The organism is Hoeflea algicola, from assembly GCF_026619415.1.
In the GTDB taxonomy this organism is placed as follows: Bacteria; Pseudomonadota; Alphaproteobacteria; order Rhizobiales; family Rhizobiaceae; genus Hoeflea; species Hoeflea algicola.
Map to the genome: position 1 here is coordinate 1,313,828 of NZ_JAOVZR010000001.1, position 20,032 is coordinate 1,333,859.

At 59.6% G+C, this 20,032-nt stretch carries 21 protein-coding genes; 15 read left to right on the top strand and 6 right to left on the bottom strand.

Annotated features, from left to right (window positions below; all coding sequences use genetic code 11):
* Positions 1 to 123 precede the first annotated feature (123 nt).
* Entirely contained in the window at positions 124 to 867 is a 744-nt protein-coding gene (locus OEG84_RS06490) for a helix-turn-helix domain-containing protein (protein WP_267652971.1), read from the top strand.
* A gap of 69 nt (positions 868 to 936) precedes the next feature.
* Here OEG84_RS06490 and OEG84_RS06495 read toward each other — a convergent pair whose 3' ends face one another.
* A complete protein-coding gene (locus OEG84_RS06495; RefSeq protein WP_267652972.1) occupies positions 937 to 2,817 on the bottom strand; it encodes a L,D-transpeptidase family protein in 1,881 nt (626 codons plus the stop codon).
* On the bottom strand, positions 2,814 to 3,056 hold the full coding sequence (locus OEG84_RS06500) for a hypothetical protein (protein WP_267652973.1): 243 nt from the start codon (positions 3,054 to 3,056) through the stop codon (positions 2,814 to 2,816). Before OEG84_RS06500 ends, OEG84_RS06495 begins: the two co-directional genes overlap by 4 nt.
* Before the next feature lie 67 nt (positions 3,057 to 3,123).
* Here OEG84_RS06500 and OEG84_RS06505 point away from each other — a divergent pair, with 67 nt between their 5' ends.
* From OEG84_RS06505 to OEG84_RS06515, 3 genes are all read left to right on the top strand, one after another.
* Entirely contained in the window at positions 3,124 to 4,731 is a 1,608-nt protein-coding gene (locus OEG84_RS06505) for a fumarate hydratase (RefSeq protein ID WP_267652974.1), read from the top strand.
* Between the two features lie 154 nt (positions 4,732 to 4,885).
* On the top strand, positions 4,886 to 5,956 hold the full coding sequence (locus tag OEG84_RS06510; RefSeq protein WP_425602827.1) for a GGDEF domain-containing protein: 1,071 nt from the start codon (positions 4,886 to 4,888) through the stop codon (positions 5,954 to 5,956).
* Positions 5,957 to 6,163: 207 nt separating this feature from the next.
* Positions 6,164 to 6,784: a L,D-transpeptidase gene (locus OEG84_RS06515; RefSeq protein ID WP_267652976.1), complete on the top strand. Its 621-nt coding sequence runs from the start codon at positions 6,164 to 6,166 to the stop codon at positions 6,782 to 6,784.
* 117 nt (positions 6,785 to 6,901) lie between these two features.
* On the opposite strand, the gene OEG84_RS06520 is transcribed toward OEG84_RS06515, so the two are convergent.
* A complete protein-coding gene (locus tag OEG84_RS06520; RefSeq protein ID WP_267652977.1) occupies positions 6,902 to 7,888 on the bottom strand; it encodes an alpha/beta hydrolase in 987 nt (328 codons plus the stop codon).
* Between the two features lie 45 nt (positions 7,889 to 7,933).
* Here OEG84_RS06520 and OEG84_RS06525 point away from each other — a divergent pair, with 45 nt between their 5' ends.
* Entirely contained in the window at positions 7,934 to 8,458 is a 525-nt protein-coding gene (locus OEG84_RS06525) for a MarR family winged helix-turn-helix transcriptional regulator (protein WP_267652978.1), read from the top strand.
* Between the two features lie 14 nt (positions 8,459 to 8,472).
* Here the strand turns inward: OEG84_RS06525 and OEG84_RS06530 are convergent, their stop codons facing one another.
* Positions 8,473 to 8,841 (bottom strand): gamma-butyrobetaine hydroxylase family protein, encoded by a 369-nt coding sequence (locus OEG84_RS06530; RefSeq protein WP_267652979.1) that lies wholly within the window; start codon positions 8,839 to 8,841, stop codon positions 8,473 to 8,475.
* A gap of 160 nt (positions 8,842 to 9,001) precedes the next feature.
* Here OEG84_RS06530 and moaA point away from each other — a divergent pair, with 160 nt between their 5' ends.
* The 3 genes from moaA to OEG84_RS06545 all read left to right on the top strand — a co-directional run bounded on the left by moaA (position 9,002) and on the right by OEG84_RS06545 (position 12,159).
* Positions 9,002 to 10,021: a GTP 3',8-cyclase MoaA gene (gene moaA, locus OEG84_RS06535; protein WP_267652980.1), complete on the top strand. Its 1,020-nt coding sequence runs from the start codon at positions 9,002 to 9,004 to the stop codon at positions 10,019 to 10,021.
* Positions 10,022 to 10,040: 19 nt separating this feature from the next.
* A complete protein-coding gene (locus OEG84_RS06540; RefSeq protein ID WP_267652981.1) occupies positions 10,041 to 11,138 on the top strand; it encodes an NAD(P)/FAD-dependent oxidoreductase in 1,098 nt (365 codons plus the stop codon).
* A 109-nt stretch (positions 11,139 to 11,247) separates the two neighbouring features.
* Entirely contained in the window at positions 11,248 to 12,159 is a 912-nt protein-coding gene (locus OEG84_RS06545; RefSeq protein WP_267652983.1) for a DMT family transporter, read from the top strand.
* 29 nt (positions 12,160 to 12,188) lie between these two features.
* On the opposite strand, the gene OEG84_RS06550 is transcribed toward OEG84_RS06545, so the two are convergent.
* Positions 12,189 to 12,398 carry a hypothetical protein gene (locus tag OEG84_RS06550; protein WP_267652984.1) on the bottom strand — a complete coding sequence of 70 codons (210 nt, stop codon included), beginning with the start codon at positions 12,396 to 12,398 and terminating at the stop codon, positions 12,189 to 12,191.
* A 210-nt stretch (positions 12,399 to 12,608) separates the two neighbouring features.
* Here OEG84_RS06550 and OEG84_RS06555 point away from each other — a divergent pair, with 210 nt between their 5' ends.
* The 7 genes from OEG84_RS06555 (at position 12,609) to OEG84_RS06585 (ending at position 19,002) form a co-directional block, all read left to right on the top strand.
* Entirely contained in the window at positions 12,609 to 13,841 is a 1,233-nt protein-coding gene (locus OEG84_RS06555; RefSeq protein ID WP_267652985.1) for a multidrug effflux MFS transporter, read from the top strand.
* An 18-nt stretch (positions 13,842 to 13,859) separates the two neighbouring features.
* Positions 13,860 to 14,066 (top strand): hypothetical protein, encoded by a 207-nt coding sequence (locus OEG84_RS06560; RefSeq protein WP_267652986.1) that lies wholly within the window; start codon positions 13,860 to 13,862, stop codon positions 14,064 to 14,066.
* A 160-nt stretch (positions 14,067 to 14,226) separates the two neighbouring features.
* Positions 14,227 to 15,021, top strand: a complete 795-nt coding sequence (locus tag OEG84_RS06565) for an ABC transporter substrate-binding protein (RefSeq protein ID WP_267652987.1) — start codon at positions 14,227 to 14,229, stop codon at positions 15,019 to 15,021.
* Between the two features lie 105 nt (positions 15,022 to 15,126).
* Positions 15,127 to 15,927, top strand: coding sequence for an ABC transporter permease (locus OEG84_RS06570; protein WP_267652988.1), 801 nt, complete (start codon positions 15,127 to 15,129; stop codon positions 15,925 to 15,927).
* Positions 15,924 to 16,754: an ABC transporter permease gene (locus OEG84_RS06575; RefSeq protein WP_267652989.1), complete on the top strand. Its 831-nt coding sequence runs from the start codon at positions 15,924 to 15,926 to the stop codon at positions 16,752 to 16,754. The genes OEG84_RS06570 and OEG84_RS06575 overlap by 4 nt, the downstream gene beginning before the upstream one ends.
* Before the next feature lie 96 nt (positions 16,755 to 16,850).
* Positions 16,851 to 17,663 (top strand): class I SAM-dependent DNA methyltransferase, encoded by an 813-nt coding sequence (locus OEG84_RS06580; protein ID WP_267652990.1) that lies wholly within the window; start codon positions 16,851 to 16,853, stop codon positions 17,661 to 17,663.
* Positions 17,664 to 17,871: 208 nt separating this feature from the next.
* Positions 17,872 to 19,002: a TauD/TfdA family dioxygenase gene (locus tag OEG84_RS06585; RefSeq protein WP_267652991.1), complete on the top strand. Its 1,131-nt coding sequence runs from the start codon at positions 17,872 to 17,874 to the stop codon at positions 19,000 to 19,002.
* A gap of 110 nt (positions 19,003 to 19,112) precedes the next feature.
* Here OEG84_RS06585 and OEG84_RS06590 read toward each other — a convergent pair whose 3' ends face one another.
* Positions 19,113 to 19,934, bottom strand: coding sequence for an aldo/keto reductase (locus tag OEG84_RS06590; RefSeq protein WP_345781582.1), 822 nt, complete (start codon positions 19,932 to 19,934; stop codon positions 19,113 to 19,115).
* Positions 19,935 to 20,032: the final 98 nt, after the last annotated feature.

A 20,032-nucleotide genomic window follows, 5' to 3' on the forward strand; every position in this document is an offset into this window, starting at 1 on the left:
TATTTTACCGAAATTGGAGGACGATAATATCAGTTGCGCACCTGACAAATATCAAGCCTACTGTGCATAACTGAGTGAACCCGACCTCAATTCCGGCAACCGCGTGACACGAGAAAACGGCCTATGCGCGATCAAGACAAACCAGAGATTCGCAAGCTTGCGCTGTTCCGGACGATGGCCCAGCCGCATTTCGACACACTGATGCAGGCCGCCTATGCGCAGGCTTTCCCGGCGCAGCTTGATCTCATTCAGCAGGGCGAATCTGCCGATTTTCTGCATATCGTCATGGATGGAACCGTCGAGCTTTATGCGCGGTGGCAGGGCCATGAAACCACGATGGCGGTAGTCCGGCCGGTTTCAACCTTCATCCTGGCTGCCTGCATCAAGGATGCTCCCTATCTGATGTCGGCGCGAACAGTGGACAAATCCAGCATCATCCTGGTTCCGGCGGAAGACCTGCGTGCTGCGTTCCGACAGGATCCCGAATTCGCGCTGGCAATCATCAACGAGCTGGCCAATTGCTACCGCTCCGTCGTGCGCCATGCAAAGGGCATCAAGTTGCGCAGTTCACGTGAACGGGTCGCAGCCTATATCGCCCGTCAGATACGGGCGGCAGGAAATGCGGCGAGCTTTGTACTTCCGGTGGAGAAACGGCTTCTGGCATCCTATCTCGGCATGACACCCGAGAGCTTTTCGCGTGCCATCAAGTCACTGCAGGGCGATGGTGTCACCATCGACGGCATGCGGGTAATCATCACCAACCGCGCCAAACTAGAATCAGTTGCCGGCCCTGACATCCTGATGGACGGCCCAGACAACACATCCGCGGCTGGCATCACCGAGCCTTCAGGCACAAAACCGGAATAGAGCCCAAAGCCCCGCCCACGCAGCACCACCCTTGGCGCTTGCGTTGTCGTCGGCCAAAAGCTGATTTCCTTAGACGCCGGTGCGCACCTTTTCGGTGGCATCGATCGCCTTGCGCAGATAGCCGTCGCGGCCGTAGACATCGGCATAATAATGCACCGTCCCCGCATCATCCGGCCAGGCCGTGAAATAGGCCACATGCACCGGGAACTTTTCAGGCACCTGAACCTGCTTGTTCTGGCCCGCGGCAATATAGCTGCCAACCTGATCGATTGAGGTGCCGAGCACCTTGGCGGCCATGGCGCGCGGATCCTGCAGCCGGATGCAGCCATGGGAGAATGCGCGGGTGTCGCGGTCAAACAGCGACTTGCTCGGCGTATCATGCATGTAGATGGCATGGCTGTTGGGAAACAGGATCTTCAACTGCCCCAGCGCGTTGGCATTGCTCGGCGGCTGGCGTACCCCGATACCGCTGCCGCGGCCCACGCCGTTCCAGTTGATCGCACTGGACGACACCGCCCGGCCACCCACTGTCACCTCATAACCGAGACGGTCGAGATAGGACGCATCACGTCGCAGCTTCGGCAGCATCTCGTTGATGATGATCGACTGCGGCACACCCCAATAGGGGTTGAATTCGACAAGCTCGATCTCGTCATCGAAAAAGTTGGTCTGGTTCGACTTCTTGCCGACCACCACCCGCATCGAAAGTTCACTCTTGCCACCATTGTAATAGGTCGCGGTATAGGCCGGCTGGTTGATGAACACCCGGCGCGAGGCCAGCACGCCTGGCAGCCACCGCGCCCGCTCCATCGCCAGCCGAACCTTTTCGATCTTGTCGGCATTGGAGATTCCCACCAGTGCCCGACGCGTTGCCGGACCGACCACGCCATCAGGCTTGAGGCCGGCCTGTTTCTGGAAGCCTTTGACCAGGTCAACGATCTCGTTGTCGTAGCCGGGCTTGCCGGCATAGCTTGCCAGCACCAGCGCGTGGTCGACCTTGAGCGCGTCGCTGGCCTTGTTGGCGATCGCCGCCATTACATTGGCAAGTTCCGGATTTGATTGACCCGGCTTGAGCAGCAGATCCTCGGAAATCTCGATACGATCTCCCTCATCAAGGTCGTGCAACCGTTTCAGCTCGGCTTTCAGCGCCTCAAAATGAGCGCCTTGCGGATTGTGCGCCAGCAGCGCCTCGGCGGGATCAGCGGCCTTGGACAGGGCCTCGAGCCGGGTCGTCAGATCCGGACTCTTGCGCTTGAAATCGTGATATCCGGAAATTCGGTTGGGGTCGACGCGGCCACGGGTGGCATCGAGAATGTAATTGGCGACTGCCGTCGACAGTTCCATTTCGAAAGCCATCAACTGGCGCTGGCGTTCCGCGCCCAAGGCGACATCGAACGCATCATCGAGCAGTTCCACCTTGTAGTCCGCCGCCGACAAGCCGACCGCTTCGGCATTATTGAGCACCGCGACGACGGCACGGGCGTTATCTGTTACCGCGGTACCTGACACCCACATATAGGCGGGGTGATCGGAATAATGCGCCACTACCGCCTCGGCAGCCTCGGGCAAAGCCTTGATCGACAGATCTGCAAGAGCCGTGCGACCTTCGGCAAACGGATCCAGCCCCAATGGCGAGAGCATCATATCGCCAATTGCACCGGTAACCACCGGATCGGCCATCTTGCTGAAATCCACCTGAACGATCTTGTCAGCGCGATAGGTGCGATAGCTCGGACCGCTGATTTTGGCGACAGGCTTGACCGCTACCGGTGCAACGGCCTTTTGCTTGGCTTGTTGCCGCGCCAGTTTTTCGCGCTGGCGCTGGGCCGGGCTCTTGAACAGGACATCGAACAGTCCTTGCGCCTGGACCGGCGGTGTCGGCGCCACAACGCCTGTGAAAGTAACCGCAACGGCGATCATCGCCACGCCCGCACGCATCCTGAAAATCATGCCCAACCCAAATCCCTGTGCCAGGCAAGAGCCCGGACGTTCAAAACAAGTCGTGGCGAACCTACCAAATCATGGTTACGAAAGAAAGAATGCAAGGGCGCATCAATCAAGGCAAATTTCGCTGCCTCCACATCACCAGGCAGAAGCCTCCACCGGCCGGTCAAAGCTGCCGCTTGCTCCGTGCTGACAGGCTGCAAATGAAGGTGCAGCAGCCATTTTGCCCCCTGCAGTAATTGCATTCGGGCCGCCTAGACCTTAAGACCCAAACCCTACCCGGCGACAGCAGGACGACCCGAAAGGCATCTCGTGGCAAACGATCTTTACCCCCTTGGACCCGACACAACACAATGGCGCCAGCTATCCGATGGGCATGTCGGCGTTGAGAAATTTCGCGGTCAGGACATCCTGACCGTCGAGCCGGAAGCATTGCGAATGCTGGCCGAACAGGCCTTCGGCGACATCAACCATCTGCTGCGCCCCGCCCACCTTGAGCAACTGGCAAAGATCCTCGAAGATCCCGAAGCCACCGAGAACGACCGTTTTGTCGCCCTCGACCTGCTCAAGAACGCCAATATTGCCGCCGGTGGCGTGCTGCCCATGTGCCAGGACACCGGCACGGCGATCATCATGGCCAAGAAGGGCCGCCGGGTATGGACAGAGGGTGGCGATTACGAAGCAATGGCGGCCGGCATCAGAGATGCCTATGAGCGCAAGAACCTGCGATATTCCCAGCTTGCTCCTGTGTCGATGTTTGAAGAGAAGAACACCGGCACCAATCTGCCGGCCCAGATCGATATCTATGAGGAAGGCTCCGACAGCTACGAATTCCTGTTCGTCGCCAAGGGTGGCGGATCGGCCAACAAGACCTTTCTCTATCAGGGCACCCCGTCGCTGCTCACCCATGACCGGATGATCGAGTTCCTGCGCGAGAAAATCCTTACACTCGGTACGGCCGCCTGCCCGCCCTATCATCTGGCGATCGTGATCGGCGGCACCTCCGCCGAAATGAACCTGAAAACCGTCAAGCTCGCCTCGACCAAGTATCTCGATGCGCTGCCGACCCAGGGCTCGGACGCAGGCCACGCGTTCCGCGATCTGGAGATGGAGGCCGAGATTCACAAGCTGACTCAGCAAATGGGAGTTGGCGCCCAGTTCGGCGGCAAGTATTTCTGCCATGACGTCAGGGTTGTGCGCCTGCCCCGCCATGGTGCTTCGCTGCAGATAGGCCTTGGCGTGTCCTGTTCAGCCGACCGCCAGGCCAAGGGCAAGATCACCCGAGACGGCGTCTTCATCGAACAGCTGGAAGCCGATCCGTCGAAGTATCTGCCCGAGATCGACGAAGCCAAGCTTTCAGCCCATGTGGTCAAGATCGATCTCAACCGGCCGATGGCCGACGTTCTGGCCGACCTGTCGCAACATCCTATAAAGACACAGCTGTCGCTCAGCGGCACCATCATCGTTGCCCGCGACCTCGCCCACGCCAAGATCAGGGAGCGGCTGGAAGCTGGCGAGCCGATGCCCGACTATTTCAAGAACCATCCGGTCTATTACGCCGGCCCCGCCAAGACGCCTGACGGTTATGCCTCTGGCTCCTTCGGACCGACCACAGCGGGTCGCATGGATTCCTATGTCGACCAGTTCCAGTCATTCGGCGGCTCGATGATCATGCTGGCCAAGGGCAATCGCTCGCGCTCGGTGCGCGAAGCCTGCGCCCGGCATGGCGGCTTCTACCTGGGATCGATCGGCGGACCGGCCGCCCGCCTCGCCAAGGACTGCATCAAGAGTGTCGAAGTCGTCGAATACGAGGAACTGGGCATGGAGGCGATCTGGCGCATCGAGGTTGAGGATTTCCCCGCCTTTATCGTCATCGACAACAAGGGCAACGACTTCTTCAAGGAGCTCAACCTGGGGTAATCAGCGTCGATTATCACTATTACGCGTGCCCAGGCGATCCGGCGTAGGGCCAGCGTGGAGCGGGTGTCTGGCGGATTGCGATTAACAATTCACGAACATTTGTCCCGTAATAATAATCCATGAAGTGCTAGAAAGCATTACTTGGGGATCAAACATGTCTGCAACCGCTGCGAAGAATGTCCAGTCTCTGGACACAGCAACAATGGTCCTCGCGACCATGCGAAGGCGCGGGATCTCCGGTTTGCCTCGAAATTACGAACTCGTCTATGAAGCGCTCAATGCTTCAAACGCATCTCTGAGCAGGGAATTCGATTTACTGGGCCGGGCACCCGGTCAGGATCAACTTGATGCACTTGGCAAGAAGCACTTCCCGCATCACCACCGCGCAAATGTTGTCGAAGGCGCCCACACCAAGATCTCGAGCGAACTCGCAGGCATGCTGCGCCTGCTCAAGCAGGAGCAGTCATCGCTGGAAAGCTATTCCAAGCTGCTGGGTGAAACCTACCATCGCATTTCCGCCAAGAGTGCATCGAGCACCGACATCCTTACCAATGTCGTCGGCATGCTCAGCAACGCCACCGGCGACACCATGGAAAAAGGGAAGGTCGTGGTCGAGCACATGGTCGAGCGCGCCCGGGAAATGGAGCAGGTCAAGCTTGAGCTCGACGAATACAAGCGCATCGCCAACACCGATCCCCTCACCCGCCTGGCCAACCGCCGAGCATTTGATGAGATGCTGTCACGGATCTATGACGATTCGCGCGGCGCCATATATCACTCCCTGATCGTCGCCGACATCGACCATTTCAAGAAATTCAACGACACGTTCGGTCATCCGGTCGGCGACCGGGTTCTCGGTGTCGTTGCCGCGGTGATGAAGAGCACACTACGCAAAGACGTGTTCATCTCTCGCACCGGCGGCGAGGAATTTGCCGTGGTGCTGCACGATACCAGCCTCGATGTAACCACGGAGATCGCCGAGCGCATTCGCCGCGCGGTCAAGGCGACGCCGCTCAAGAACCAGAAAACCGGCGTCGATTACGGCCCTGTCACCCTGTCGCTGGGAATCTGCATGGCCAGCGACGCCGAAAGCGCCGAGGAGCTTTACAACAAGGCCGACGTCGCGCTTTACGCCGCCAAGAATTCCGGCCGCAACTGCTTCCAGGTCTACAGACCCGAACTGAACCAGGAATTCGAAAAGAACTGGATGCTCTACAAGAGCTGACCGGAGCCTGACGCGCAGGCCTCACCAGTACCGTTCGCACCCCATGCTGCCGTACCACCACCCGATTCTCACGCCACAATCTCGCCATCATGCTGGACAACCGGTCGCGAAGCAGCTACCGATTGTCGCAGACGGTCGGATTACCGGTTTACAGGCTGGTGTGACACCGCAGTCAATTTCTTCAACACCAGCCCCCCGGATCTCGACATGAAACGCCTGATTTCCTCCGCATTCCTCGCCTTTTGCCTTATGGTGCCCGCTACGGTGCAAGCTCAACCTGCAAGCCAGACGACCACGGAATCGAAGTCACTGCTGCAGATCCTGTTTCCACCCTCCAAGAATTACAACAAGTATCGCCGCTCGGATAAGTCGCCGATCAAGCGCAAGGTGATTTCCTTCAAGGAAAACCACCCTGAAGGCACCATCATCATCGACACCTCGGACCGCCGCCTCTACCACGTGGTCGGCAAGGGCAAGGCCATGTCCTACGGGATCGGTGTTGGCCGCGACGGCTTCACCTGGCAGGGCAAGAATCGTGTCACCCGCAAGGCTGAATGGCCGGGCTGGACTCCGCCGCAGGTCATGCGTGATCGCGTCAAGCGCCAGGAAGGCCGCGTGCTGCCAGCCTACATGAAGGGTGGCCCGGACAATCCGCTTGGCGCCCGCGCCATGTATATCGGCTCGACTATCTACCGCATTCACGGCACCAACCAGCCCTGGACCATCGGCAAGGCAATGTCATCAGGCTGCATCCGCATGGCCAATGACGACGTCACGCATCTTTACGATCAGGTCAAGGTCGGCACCCGCGTAATCGTTCGCAACTGAGCGTACGGCAACTCGACATTTGAAAAAGCCGGCCACTGGCCGGTTTTTTTGTCAGCTCTCTCGCCGGCGCACGGGCGGCCGACATTGCCATATCCCATCAGACGACGGTGACGGCCTTCATGCCTGTTTCCTTTTGCCCGAATTGTCCGTGAGGCGCACAGGATTGTCACCCTGCCCGCTGCCAAGCGGTAAATCGACAATCTCCGCGCCCAGGCGCCGCGAACTGACGAATGCCGCCACCGCCTCGGTTACCGGTCCGGCCGATACAATGCGCCGGTGTCCAAATCCGTTGGCCTTGACGAGTTGCACATGCGGCCCCATTGCGGCAATCGCCTCAGCGTTGGAAAAGGCCACCTCCTTGTCGTCCTCGGCATGGATCGCCAGCATCGGCAGTCGCACATCATGCAGCATCCGGTCGACCCGGAACTCCGACAATGGACGCCCCGAAACCCGGAACACCTGCCGCTCAAAGGCCCGCTGCGCGGCAACGCCAAGCCCCAGCCGCTTGCCAAGCCAGATGAACACATCACCCATGTCCGATGGTGCGGCGATGGTAACAATCCGGTCAGGTACCCGCGCCGGCACATGCAGAATGGCACCGGCTGCTGCCGCCATCACCGATGGCCCGCCGAATGAATGGCCGACAAAGGCTGTAAACGGGCCGTGCTGGCGCCAGGCAGCGTCGATTGCCTCCACTGCCGTGCCCAGGTGAAGCTTGCGCCCCGACGATGCTCCATGTCCGGGCAGGTCGAGACATACCGCTGTCTTGCCGGTCGCCACCAGCGCATCTGCCATCGCCACCATGTGATCGGTCCGAGATCCGTAACCGTGGACGATCAGAACCCGCTCGCCATCGGCGCGGTCAGTTGCGGGACGGAACACATGGGTGGCAACTGCACCGCTGGAAACGGTCAACCGGACCATTTCCGACTCGGCCATACGGTCTCGCGCCTTGGCAATTGCCGCGCGTTCCTTGTTGCTTTTGGGATTGACCGGCGGCGTTCGGCAGAACAACCAGAACGCCAGTTCCCCCGCCTTTTCAGGCGATTGCGCCGCCAGCACCCGGAATCCGATGCGGGTGACCTTTTCAAGAAGAGATGCCATAGTGAGAACCTCGTTTAGTTCATCCATGAACAGAATTGTACAACCATGAACAAAAAGCAAGCCTACCCCTGGGAAAATCCGCGGTTTCGTAACTGGGTGGCCGTTGCCCGCGCCTGCCACGTGATGGGGCAGACTCTGGCGCGCGAACTGCAACCGCTTGATATCAAGCCGCCGCATCTCGATATCCTGATCAACCTGTTCCGGACCCCCGGGATTTCCCAGCAGGACCTCGCCGACAAGCTGTTGGTAGGACGCTCGAACCTGTCGATGCTGCTGCCGCAAATGCAAAAGCGAGGGCTGCTGGTGCGTCGTGGCGACCCGCAGGACCGGCGGGTGCTGCGGCTTGAACTCACCGAAGAAGGGGAAGAGCTGACAAAAAAGGCGATTGCCATTCAATCGGCGCTGATCGACCGCACCATGAAAACCGCAACGGCCGAGGAATGTCATCTGATCGGCGGCGTCATGACCCGGATGATCAATGAACTGACCTCGCCGGAAGAGGCCGGGCTGGTCGCCATAGACAAGAACGACGAGGAGCCTGACGAGATCGACGCTGGCAGCAAGAACTAACGCGGCTGCGCCATTCAGAAAATTCGAGACATGCCCTTGTCAGCCAGTTCGGCGATGTATTCAGCCCAACGCTCGTCCTTGGCTTCGCCAAGCTCGGACAGGAAACTCCAGGTGAAAATGCCGGTGTCATGGCTATCGTCAAACGCCAGCCGCACAGCGTAGTTGCCGACCGGGTGCACCTTGGTAATCGTCACCTCCGATTTGCCGCCAACCGTGACCCGTTGCGCCGGCGAATGCCCCTGCACTTCCGCAGATGGCGAGCGTACCCTGAGCAATTCGGCTTCGATTGTATGGGACCGGCCATCGGTAAAGCTGATGGTAAGCGATTTGCGGTCAGGCGAAACCCGCAGTTCCTTCGGCCAGGCCTTGTCATGTTCGCTCATATTTCGGCACCTTCGCTTGCTATTCCCGCCTGATCTAGAAGGGATCAGCGGGCGGCACAAGCCGGGGCGGCGAAATGCCCTGCCCGACGCAAGCGCTATCACTTGACGTAAGCCCAATGGATGACGACAGTGATGGCAACATTGCAAAGGATCAATGCGAATGTCTGACGCCTCAGCCGCAGCCCCGACCATGATCGACCCGTTTGGCCGGACGGTGAATTATTTGCGGGTCTCGGTAACCGACCGGTGCGATTTCCGCTGCACCTATTGCATGGCGGAAAATATGACCTTCCTGCCCAAGAAGGATCTTCTGACGCTGGAAGAGCTCGACCGCATGTGCACAGCCTTTGTCGACAAGGGGGTGCGCAAGATCCGGCTGACCGGTGGAGAGCCGCTTGTGCGCAAGAACATCATGCAACTGGTCCGCCAGATCGGACGACACATTGATGCCGGTCGCATGGATGAATTGACGCTGACCACCAACGGGTCGCAGCTCACCCGCTTTGCATCCGAATTGTATGAGTGTGGCGTGCGCCGCATCAATGTCTCGATCGACACGCTTGACCCCGACAAATTCCGCAAGATTACCCGCTGGGGCGAACTCGGCAAGGTGCTGGAGGGCGTCAAGGCGGCCCAGCAGGCGGGCCTCGGCATCAAGATCAACGCGGTGGCGCTCAAGGGCTTCAACGATACCGAGATACCTGAAATGCTCAAATGGGCCCACGGCCAGGGCATGGACATGACCGTGATCGAGACCATGCCGATGGGCGAGATCGACGAGGACCGCACCGACCAGTATCTGCCGCTGTCGCTGCTTCGCGCCAACCTCGAACGCCAGTTCACGCTTGAGGACATCCCTTTCAATACCGGCGGACCGGCTCGCTATGTGAAGGTGGCCGAGACCGGAGGCAAGCTCGGCTTCATCACCCCGATGACGCATAATTTCTGCGAAAGCTGCAACCGCGTCCGGCTCACGTGCACCGGCACGCTGTACATGTGCCTGGGCCAGAATGACGCCGCCGACCTGCGCGCGCCGCTGCGCGCCTCGGAAGGCAATGAGCTGCTGTCGGACGCCATTGATGAGGCCATCGGTCGCAAGCCCAAGGGTCACGATTTCATCATCGACCGCACCACCAGGCAACCCGCTGTCGCGCGCCACATGAGCGTCACCGGCGGCTGATCATACCGGAGCAGTTTGCATGCGTGTTGCCGTAATTGGTGGCGGGATCACCGGTCTCTCCACCGCCTGGTCGTTGACCAAGGCAGGTATCGAAACGACCCTGTTCGAACGCGGCGCCATTCCCAATCCACTGGGCGCGTCTGGCGATCATCACCGCATCATCCGCCGCGCCTATGGCAGCCAGGGTGGCTATCAGCGCCGGATCACCGAGGCCTATGCGGCCTGGGATGAGATGTGGAACGATCTCGGGCGCAGCCACCTTCTGGCCAGCGGCTTCCTGCTGGTTTCGCTTTATGAAGGCGACATGAGCGACCAGATGCGTCAGGGGCTTGCCGATCAGAACGATCCGCATGAAACCATGCCCGGCGCCGAAGCCGTCAGGCGTTATCCCTATCTCGATGCCAACAATGTGCGCGCTGTCACCTTCAGCCCCGAGGGCGGCGCACTGATGTGCAGGCACATTGCCACGGATCTGGCAAAGTGGTTGACCGATCACGGCTGCAACGTCCGCGACCATACTCAGATCGGCTCCGTCGATCATGAAACCGGCGAAGTCAGGACCTGTGACGGCGAAATTCACCAGTTCGACCGCATTGTTATTGCCGCCGGCGCCTGGGTGCTCGACCTTGTTCCCGCGCTCGGATCAGAGCTCACACCGTGGCGCACGGCCGTGGCCTATCTCGACCCGCCGGCGGATCTCGCCGAGAGCTGGGCCAATTCCCCGGTAATTCTGGAAACCGGCGGCGAGTCGGACGGCTATGTGCTGCCGCCGGCGCGCGGTGCAGGCCTGAAATTCGGCACCGGCCGGCACAAGATCAAAAGTCCACCGGATCAAAACCGTGACGTGGCGCCCGATGAGGCCCGGCAGATCCTCAACCATTTCGCCCCGACATTTGCCCGGCTCGATGAATACCGTGTCACCGATGTGGTGTCCTGCGCCTATACCTTTACCCGCGACGAGCATTTCCTGACCCGTCGTATCGGCAAATCCACGATTGTCTCCGCCTGCTCCGGACATGGCTACAAGTTCGGTGCCGCCGTCGGCCGGCGCGTTGCCAGAAGCCTGCTTGATGGCGATGATCCTGCGCTCTATCGCTGGATCGAGGCGCGCGACTGATCAATATACGTGATCAATCGCCCACGTTGTTTGAATGGGTGCAATTCCCTAGCAATGATAGGGTCAATTTTTAGTACGCGATTCCGCGCAGACCATTTTCGGATATCACATGGCCTTGTCTCAGAATATTCGCGGCTCCGTATTGATGACCCTGTCAATGGCAGGGTTCACCTGCAACGATTCGATCGTCAAACTGCTGACCAGCGATTTAAGCGTCGCCCAGGTGATGTTCCTGCGTGGTGTCATCGCCACCTTGCTGATCTATCTCTTCGCCCGCCACAAGCGCGCGCTTCGCCCGCTGCGGCTGCTGCTCAATCCCTGGATCGCGCTGCGGGTGGTTGGAGAACTGGGCGGCACCGTGACATTTCTCATCGGGCTGGCCAATGTACCACTCGCCAATGCATCGGCGATCCTGCAGGCGTTGCCGCTCGCCGTCACCATGGGTGCGGCGATGTTCCTGTCCGAGCCGGTTGGCTGGCGTCGGTGGGGCGCCATTCTGGTTGGTTTTACCGGTGTGTTGATTATCGTCCGCCCCGGCGTCGAAGGGTTTTCGCCCTATTCGCTGATGATCGTCGGAACCGTGATCTTCGCCTCGGCGCGCGACATCGCCACCCGCAAGGTGGATCCGGCGATTCCATCGCTGTTCCTGTCAACGGTAACGGCTGGGGCCGTGTGCCTCGCCGGACTGGTGTTGGTCTGGCCGATGGGTGGCTGGCAGCCGGTCGACGCGCTGCAACTGGGACTGATCTCGATTGCCGCCTGCCTGGTGCTGGTCGGCTACCAGTGCATCATCATGGCAATGCGCGAGGGCGACATCTCCTTCATCGCTCCGTTCCGCTATACCGGCCTGATCTGGGCGGTGTTGCTGGGATATCTGGTGTTTGGCGAAGTTCCTGATATCTACATGGCAATCGGCGGAGTCATCGTCATTGGGTCCGGGCTCTACACGCTCTACCGCGAACACGTCAAAAAGAGCAGCGACAAACCGGCAAGCCGCGCCCCGCCGCGCCATTCGCCGTGAATTCGGGAGTCGAAGGCAGATTCGGGCCGCTAGCGGGCTTGCCCGGTGCCACTGGCATTCGTCGGCTTGAGCCTCTTGTCGCTATCCCCGGCCGCGCGCGCGCGATTTTGTTCGCCAGAGGCTTGCAATTCGCGGGCAAGCGCGTCGGCTTCCCACTCGGCAAGCAGCAACGCATGACCGCATACACCCCATGGGGCATTGCAGAATGGGCATTGATCGATGATCTCATCGCCCGGCATAAGTTCCTCCGCTAGCGGTAAAAACGTATCATATTAGAAATTACATGTAAATTTTGACAATACTAAATCCAAGCTGCAACAAGACAAGTAATGCCCAAGTCAAGCTCGAACCAATATCATCGCATAGGCCACACGGACCCGAAGAATTGGCGATCTCGACATTCCTGATTACATTTGCAACGCGGTGCATGAGGACACAAGACGATTCCCATGAACAATTCCAAATTCCTCGATCGCACGACGCCACCGCATATCGTCACCCTGGTGGTAATATCGGGTTTGAGTGCATTGAACATGAACCTGTTCTTGCCGTCCCTGCCCGGAATCGCCACCCACTACCACGCGGATTACGCGCTGGTACAGCTGGCGGTCTCCGGCTATCTCGGGTTCACCGCCATCTTGCAACTGCTGATCGGGCCGCTGTCTGACCGCTATGGCCGTCGCCCGGTGATGTTGGTCAGCCTGGTGATTTTTCTTGTCGCTACGGCTCTGATTCCGCTTGCACCGACAGTCGAGAGCTTTCTCGTCATCCGCATGCTCCAGGCCAGCGTGGTTTCCGGCCTGGTGCTTTCGCGGGCGATCATCCGCGACGTGGTCGACACGGACCAGGCAGCGTCGATGATCGGCTATGTGACGATGGGAATGACAATTGCACCGATGATCGGCCCAGCGCTTGGCGGCGTGCTGGACGAACTGTTCGGCTGGCAGTCGACCTTCGTGGTGCTGTTTCTGGTCGGTCTCGCCGTGCTGGCGCTTGCCGCCGCCGATCTGGGCGAGACCAATCAGCACCGCTCTAAAAGTATGCTCAGGCAGTTCGGCGCCTATCCAGAACTAGCCCGTTCGCGCCGGTTCTGGGGCTACACGCTGACTGCCACCTTTGCCTCAGGGGCGTTCTTTTCCTTTCTCGGTGGCGGCCCGTTTGTTGCCACCGAAATTCTCGGCATGACCCCAAGCGAACTGGGCTTCTATCTGGTATTCGTGGCAATCGGCTACATGGTCGGCAACTTCATTTCCGGCCGCTATGCCAGTCGCATCGGTATCAACCGGATGATGATCAGCGGCGGCTTGATTGCCACTGCCGGGATGGCAATCTCATTGCTGATGTTTCTGGCGGGCCTATGGCATCCGATTTCATTCTTCGGTCCGATCCTGCTGATCGGCCTCGGCAATGGCGTCACCCTGCCAAGCGCCAATGCCGGTATCGTCAGTGTCCGGCCACAGCTCGCCGGATCCGCCTCGGGAATGGGCGGCGCCATGATCATTGGCGGTGGTGCGGCGATGGCCTCGCTGGTCGGCGCAATCCTGTCAGTGGAAACCGGCCCTTACCCACTCATCCTGGCGATGCTGGCATCATCAATTCTTGGCGTACTCGCAGCCCTTTACGTGCTCAAGGTGGAACGCAGTATTGCTGCGACCGCCCACGCAATCGAACCAACCGCATAAGGATTGCCGGCGGCATCCTTGCCGCAGCGCTCTCCCGCGGGCCTCGGTGCCCATCTTTCCGATAGCGGCAATCGGAGCATGGCGCTTTTGTCGAATGGGCGAAAAATACAGACGTCGACTTTAGGGAAAACAGCGGATCTCGCCCCATTCGTCAACATCATTTCGCTCGCCATCCGTGCCCGCGCCGCCGCGCAAATCCCCGCGTTTGAGCAGCTGGCGGGATGATATCAACAGGCTTACCTGCCCTGACGTTTGGTAAGCCTCCATTTCCTATTGCAATCGCCGATAAAACAGTGGGAGTATCCCCCCAGCGCGGAATACAACACCCGCGAACAAGCGGAATGCGGAACAATAATCCGCAAGCCCGTAAACGGAGAGGACTCTTATGCATATTTCCAGACGTATCGCCCTGGCAGTTTCGGCTGTCGCATTGGCAGTTTCCATGGGCGCGGCACACGCCGCCAGCCACAGCGAAATGAAAAAGGTCATCATCGGCACCGAAGGCGCTTACCCGCCGTTCAACAATCTTGAATCCGATGGCAGTCTGGTCGGTTTCGACATCGATATCGCCAAGGCGCTGTGTGACGAAATGAAGGTCGAATGCGAATTCGTCACTCAGGACTGGGACGGCATCATTCCGGCTCTCCTGGCCGGCAAGTTCGACGCTATCATCGCCTCGATGTCGATCACCGAAGAGCGCAAGGAAAAGGTCGACTTCACCAACAAGTACTACAACACTCCGCCGGCCATCGCCGTGCCGAAGGACAGCACGATCACTGAGGCTACCGACGCGGCACTCGCGGGCAAGATGCTGGGCGCGCAGTCATCGACCACGCACTCCAACTATGCCGAGGAAAAGCTGCCCTCCGCCGAACTCAAGCTCTATCCGACGCCTGACGAGTACAAGCTGGACATCGGCTCGGGCCGCATCGACGCCGTCATCGACGACGTCATCGTGCTTGGCGAATGGCTGAAAACGGACGACGGCGCCTGCTGCAAGCTGCTCGGCACGCTGACCCCGGATCTGGTGATTAATGGCGAAGGCGCCGGTATTGCCATCCGCAAGGGCGAAACCGAACTGCGTGACATGTTCAACGCCGCAATTGTCGCGATCCGCGAAAACGGCACCTACAAGACCATCAACGACAAGTATTTTGACGTTGATGTCTACGGCGAATGACCGGATCTGATCCGCTGATATGATCAACTGACGGAACGGCGGGCGAATTTCGTCCGCCGTTTTCGCTTCAAGACCGCGATCAACGCGGCATGAACAGGGGATGGCATGGAATCGACGGCATCGCTGGGAGAACAACTGTACGCGCTGGTATCGCTGCTTGATCCATTTTGCGGACCGGTGGGTTTTCTCAACCTGCTTCCCGAAAGTTCGCTTCTGTCGTGCGGTGACACAGGCTGGGGCGACGAGGTGGCCAGAGGGTTCTTCGTCACTCTGACGCTCTCGCTATGCACATTGCCGATCGGGCTGATGATCGGCCTGTTTCTCTCGCTGGCGCAGCAAAGCGCGGTGCGCTCGCTCAAGATAGCCGCCAATATCTACACCACCATCTTTCGCGGTCTGCCCGAGCTTTTAACCATTTTCATGATCTATTTCGGCTTGCAGATTGCCGTCCGCGAAGTTGCGCTGGCGCTTGGCTACGAACGCGGCTTTGACATCAATTCCTTTGTCGCCGGCACGGTCGCACTGTCGCTGGTGTTTTCAGCTTATGCCTCGGAAGTGTTGTCATCGGCATTCAAGGCGATCCCCAAGGGGCAGTATGAGGCCGGCAACGCGCTTGGCCTGCACAACGGCAAGACCATGCGGCTGATCGTACTGCCGCAGCTGGTCCGCATCGCCCTGCCCGGGCTTGGTAATCTGTGGATGATCTTGCTCAAGGACACCGCCCTGATCTCGGTCATCGGGCTCGGCGACACGCTGCGCTGGTCCGGTGTCGCCGCCAAGGTCACCAAGGAAGCCTTTTTCTTCTATGGCATAGCCTGCCTGCTCTACCTGGCGCTGGCAATGGTCTCTTCCGTGGCATTCTCCAAGATCGAGACCCGCGTTCGCCGTTCCGGAGTAAGCCAATGAGCGCCGTCGAGACCCTGATTCCACCGCAGCCTGCGCCTCCCGCCAGCGCCTTTCGCTGGTCCCGGATGCAGATTTTCGGCGCCTCGCTGCTGGGCCTGTGGATCATCGGCGGCATCGCCCTGGTGCTGTGGCTGATCGACGCCTGGGACATCGACAAGATCACCACCTATGGCCCGAAATTCATCGCCGGGCTGGGCACGACACTCACTCTGGTGGGGATTTCTATCACGCTGGGCGCATTCCTGTCGGTGCCTATCGCGTTCGGGCGGATGTCATCGAACAAAATTGTCTCTTCGCTCGCCTATGGCTATGTCTATTTCTTCCGCGGCACTCCGCTGATCGCGCAACTGTTCTTGATCTATTACGGTTTCGGCAGCTTCCGCGAACAATTCGAAGCGGTCGGCCTCTGGGGCTTCTTCCGCGACGCCTGGAACTGCGCGCTGTTCGCCTTCACGCTCAATACCGCCGCTTATCAGGCAGAGATCCTGCGTGGCGCCATCGAAAGTGTTTCGCGCGGCCAGCACGAGGGCGCAGAAGCCCTTGGTCTCACCAAATTCCAGACCTTCCGCCTGATCATCATGCCCCAGGCCATGATCGTCGCGCTCAGGCCTTACGGCAACGAGATCATCCTGATGATCAAGGGATCGGCGATCGCCGCCATCGTCACCGTGTTCGACCTGATGGGCGAAACCCGACGGGCCTATTCCCGCACCTTCGATTTCCAGACTTATATCTGGGCGGCAGTACTCTATCTCATCATCGTCGAAGCGTTGCGCAACGTCTGGCAACTGCTCGAACAGCGCCTGACCCGTCACCTCAAACGGTAACTGTCCGTAGTGGCTGATCGCCTGACCGTGTGATTTCAGACTTGCGGCGCGCGCGCCTTTGGCCGATACCAGCCGCAAATCCCACAGGAGGCCCCGATGGCCAAGACCGAAGACGACGCCCTTGCCGAGGCCTACAACCGCGCACTCAAGCTCGAGAAGGCCGGCGATTTCGATTCCGCTGCAAAGGCTTACGCCGAAGTTCTCATCCTCGATCCCGAAGATCACGGCGGCGCTGCGGTGCGGCTGGCCTCGATGAAGCGCGGTGACGTGCCCGAACGCGCGCCCGAAGCCTATGTCGCCACCCTGTTCGACCAGCATGCGGAAGTGTTCGACAAGGTACTGGTTGAAGATCTGGGCTATCACGTGCCGATGCTGCTCAGGCAGCGGTTGAGCGAACTCGGCCACACCAGCTTCGAGCGGATGCTCGATCTTGGCTGCGGCACAGGGCTCACAGGTGACGCGCTCGAAGACATGGTCGACGACGCCACCGGCATCGATCTGGCCGAAAACATGGTCGAGATCGCCCATGAAAAGGGCCTCTACGACACGCTCTATGTCGCCGATGCAGTCGACTATCTCGACGACAATGACGACGAGCCGTTCGACCTGATCGCCGCCACCGATGTGCTGCCCTATCTCGGTGCGCTCGAACCCTTGTTCGCCGCTGCAGCGAAAAACGCGGCACCCGGCGCCCTGTTCTGTTTTTCCAGCGAGACCCTGCCCGAGATCGAGTTCGACGGCCGCCCCTACACCGTCGGCGCTTTTCAGCGCTTCGCACACCAGCTTGATTATGTACGCGTGGCTCTTGATACGGCCGGGTTTGAACTGATCGAGGCCGGCGATATCATCGTCCGCCACGAACAGGGAGCGCCGATCGCCGGGCACCTGTTCATCGCCCGGAAGAAATAGAACAACACGCCGCTTGCCCGCCGATGGTTGGCCGCGTAGCATCGCGGCATGAATTCAGATGTTTCACTCGGCGGCCGCGCCATCGGCGCGGTCTATGGCAAGACTCAAGGCTGGTGGCCTCCCCCCGGCCGTTGAGCGTCCTTGTGATCGATCCCTGCTTATCAAAGCTGGTGACCGAACCTGCCACCTGAAACAATCTGGAATTTCTATGATGTTAACAGACCTTACGGTCCGTGCAGACACGCTTGTCGTGACCTGGACGGACGGCGCCTCGACTGAGTACCCAACCATCTGGCTGCGCGACAATTGCCCTTCCGGGCAGCACCCGCAAACCCATGAACGGATACTGGATCTGCTCACGCTTGATGAAGCCCCGGTCCTCACCTCGGCGCGTCTTGACGCTGACACGGCTAAACTCACCTATGCTGACGGTCATGTCAGCCACATGCCGGTGTTGCTTTTGAATGCCCATCGCCCCGGCCAGCAGGAAGCTGATCCCGGTGCGCTTTCGCCAAGACTGTGGCGAAGCAACCTCGGTGCGTCCGGCATTCCGCGGCACAAGGCGGCGCAGATCGCCGTGGATGACAATGCGCTCAATTCCTGGATGCACGACACCGCCACCCTGGGCCTTTCCATAGTCGAGCATCTGGAAGATCGGGTTGGCGCCGGCGTGGATCTGGCCGAGCGGATCGGCTTTTTGCGCCAGACCAATTTCGGCACCACGTTCGAAGTGATCAATAAGCCCGATCCGAACAATCTGGCCTATACCTCTGTCGCCCTGCCGCTGCACACGGATCTACCCAACCAGGAGGTGCCGCCCGGCTACCAGTTTCTGCATTGCCTCGCCAATGAGGCCACAGGCGGAGGATCTATCTTTGCCGACGGGTTTGCCATGGCTGAGGATCTTCGCAGCGAAGATCCGGACGCCTTCCGCCTGCTCAGCGAGGTGCCCATTCCCTTCCGCTTTCATGACGATGAGGTCGATATCCAGGTGCATGAGCCGGTAATCACGCTTGATACCGCAGGAGAGATCATCGAAATCCGCTACAACGCCCATCTGGCTGGAATATTCGACATGAGCCCCGACATCATGCCAGGCTACTACCGCGCCTACCGCGCTTTCATGGCCAGAACACGGGATCCGAAATACCGCCTGACGCTGAAGCTGAAAGCGGGCGAGATGGTGGTGTTTGAAAATCGCCGGGTGCTTCACGGCCGCGATGCGTTTGATCCGTCGACCGGCTATCGGCACCTGCACGGCTGCTATGTCGACCGCGGCGAATTCTTCTCGCGCATGCGTCTGCTGGCGCGCCGGATGGACGCCGCTGACGCCGCGTAGTCCTCTGGAACGAACAGGATGCGGGCAACGTTCATTGCCCGCGTCCTACCGTGCCGGCCGTTGACCGGCCTCTGTCTATTGCCTCAAGAGCGCGCGAGATAAAGCGCGGCTTACGTCATTTTGAACACCGAGGGATCGGGGCCGCAGCGCAGGCCCACGTCGAGCGTTGAAATCGCGCTCATCTCGTCGTCGGTGAGAGTGAAATCAAACACATCGAGATTTTCCGCCTGACGGCCGGGATTGACCGAGCGCGTGATCACCGCATGTCCAAGCTGGATGTGCCAGCGCAGGATGATTTGCGCCGGGCTCTTGCCGGTTCGCTGCGCCGCCGCCTGAATTTGCTTGGCATCGAAGGAGTGCCCACCACCCAATGGAGTCCAGGCTTGCGGCACGATCTTGTGGGCTTCGCACACGGCCCGCAATTCCGGTTGCTGCAACTGCGGATTGATCTCGATCTGGTTGAGCACCGGTGCCTCGCCGGTCGCTTCAATGATCCGGGCCAGATGATCGGCGTTGAAATTCGACACGCCGACGGAACGCGTAAGCCCTTCATTGCGCATCTCGATCAACGCCTTCCAGGTCTCGACATAGAGATCCTGACTCGGCACCGGCCAGTGGATCAGCATCAGGTCAAGTTGATCCACGCCGATATTCTTCAGGCTTCGTTCAACCGAGGCGCGGGCCTTGTCGCGACCGTGATCTGCGTTCCAGACCTTGGTGGTGATAAAGACTTCTTCACGGGGAACGCCCGACCGCTTGAGCCCCTCGCCCAGCCCGACTTCATTGCCATAGATGTAGGCGCCGTCGATCAACCGGTATCCGGTGCGAAGCGCGCTTTCCACAGCGACGGCGGCTTTTTCTTGCGGGACTTGCCAGATGCCGAAGCCAAGCTGCGGGATGGAGTGTCCGTCATGAAAAGGGATTGGGGTCATGTTGCTCATAACAATCTCGCTTCTGCCTGCCCACGGACCTGGAACAAGATGCCGAATGAGAAAGGTCCGCGGGCCTGTAATGTAATTGGGTGCATGCC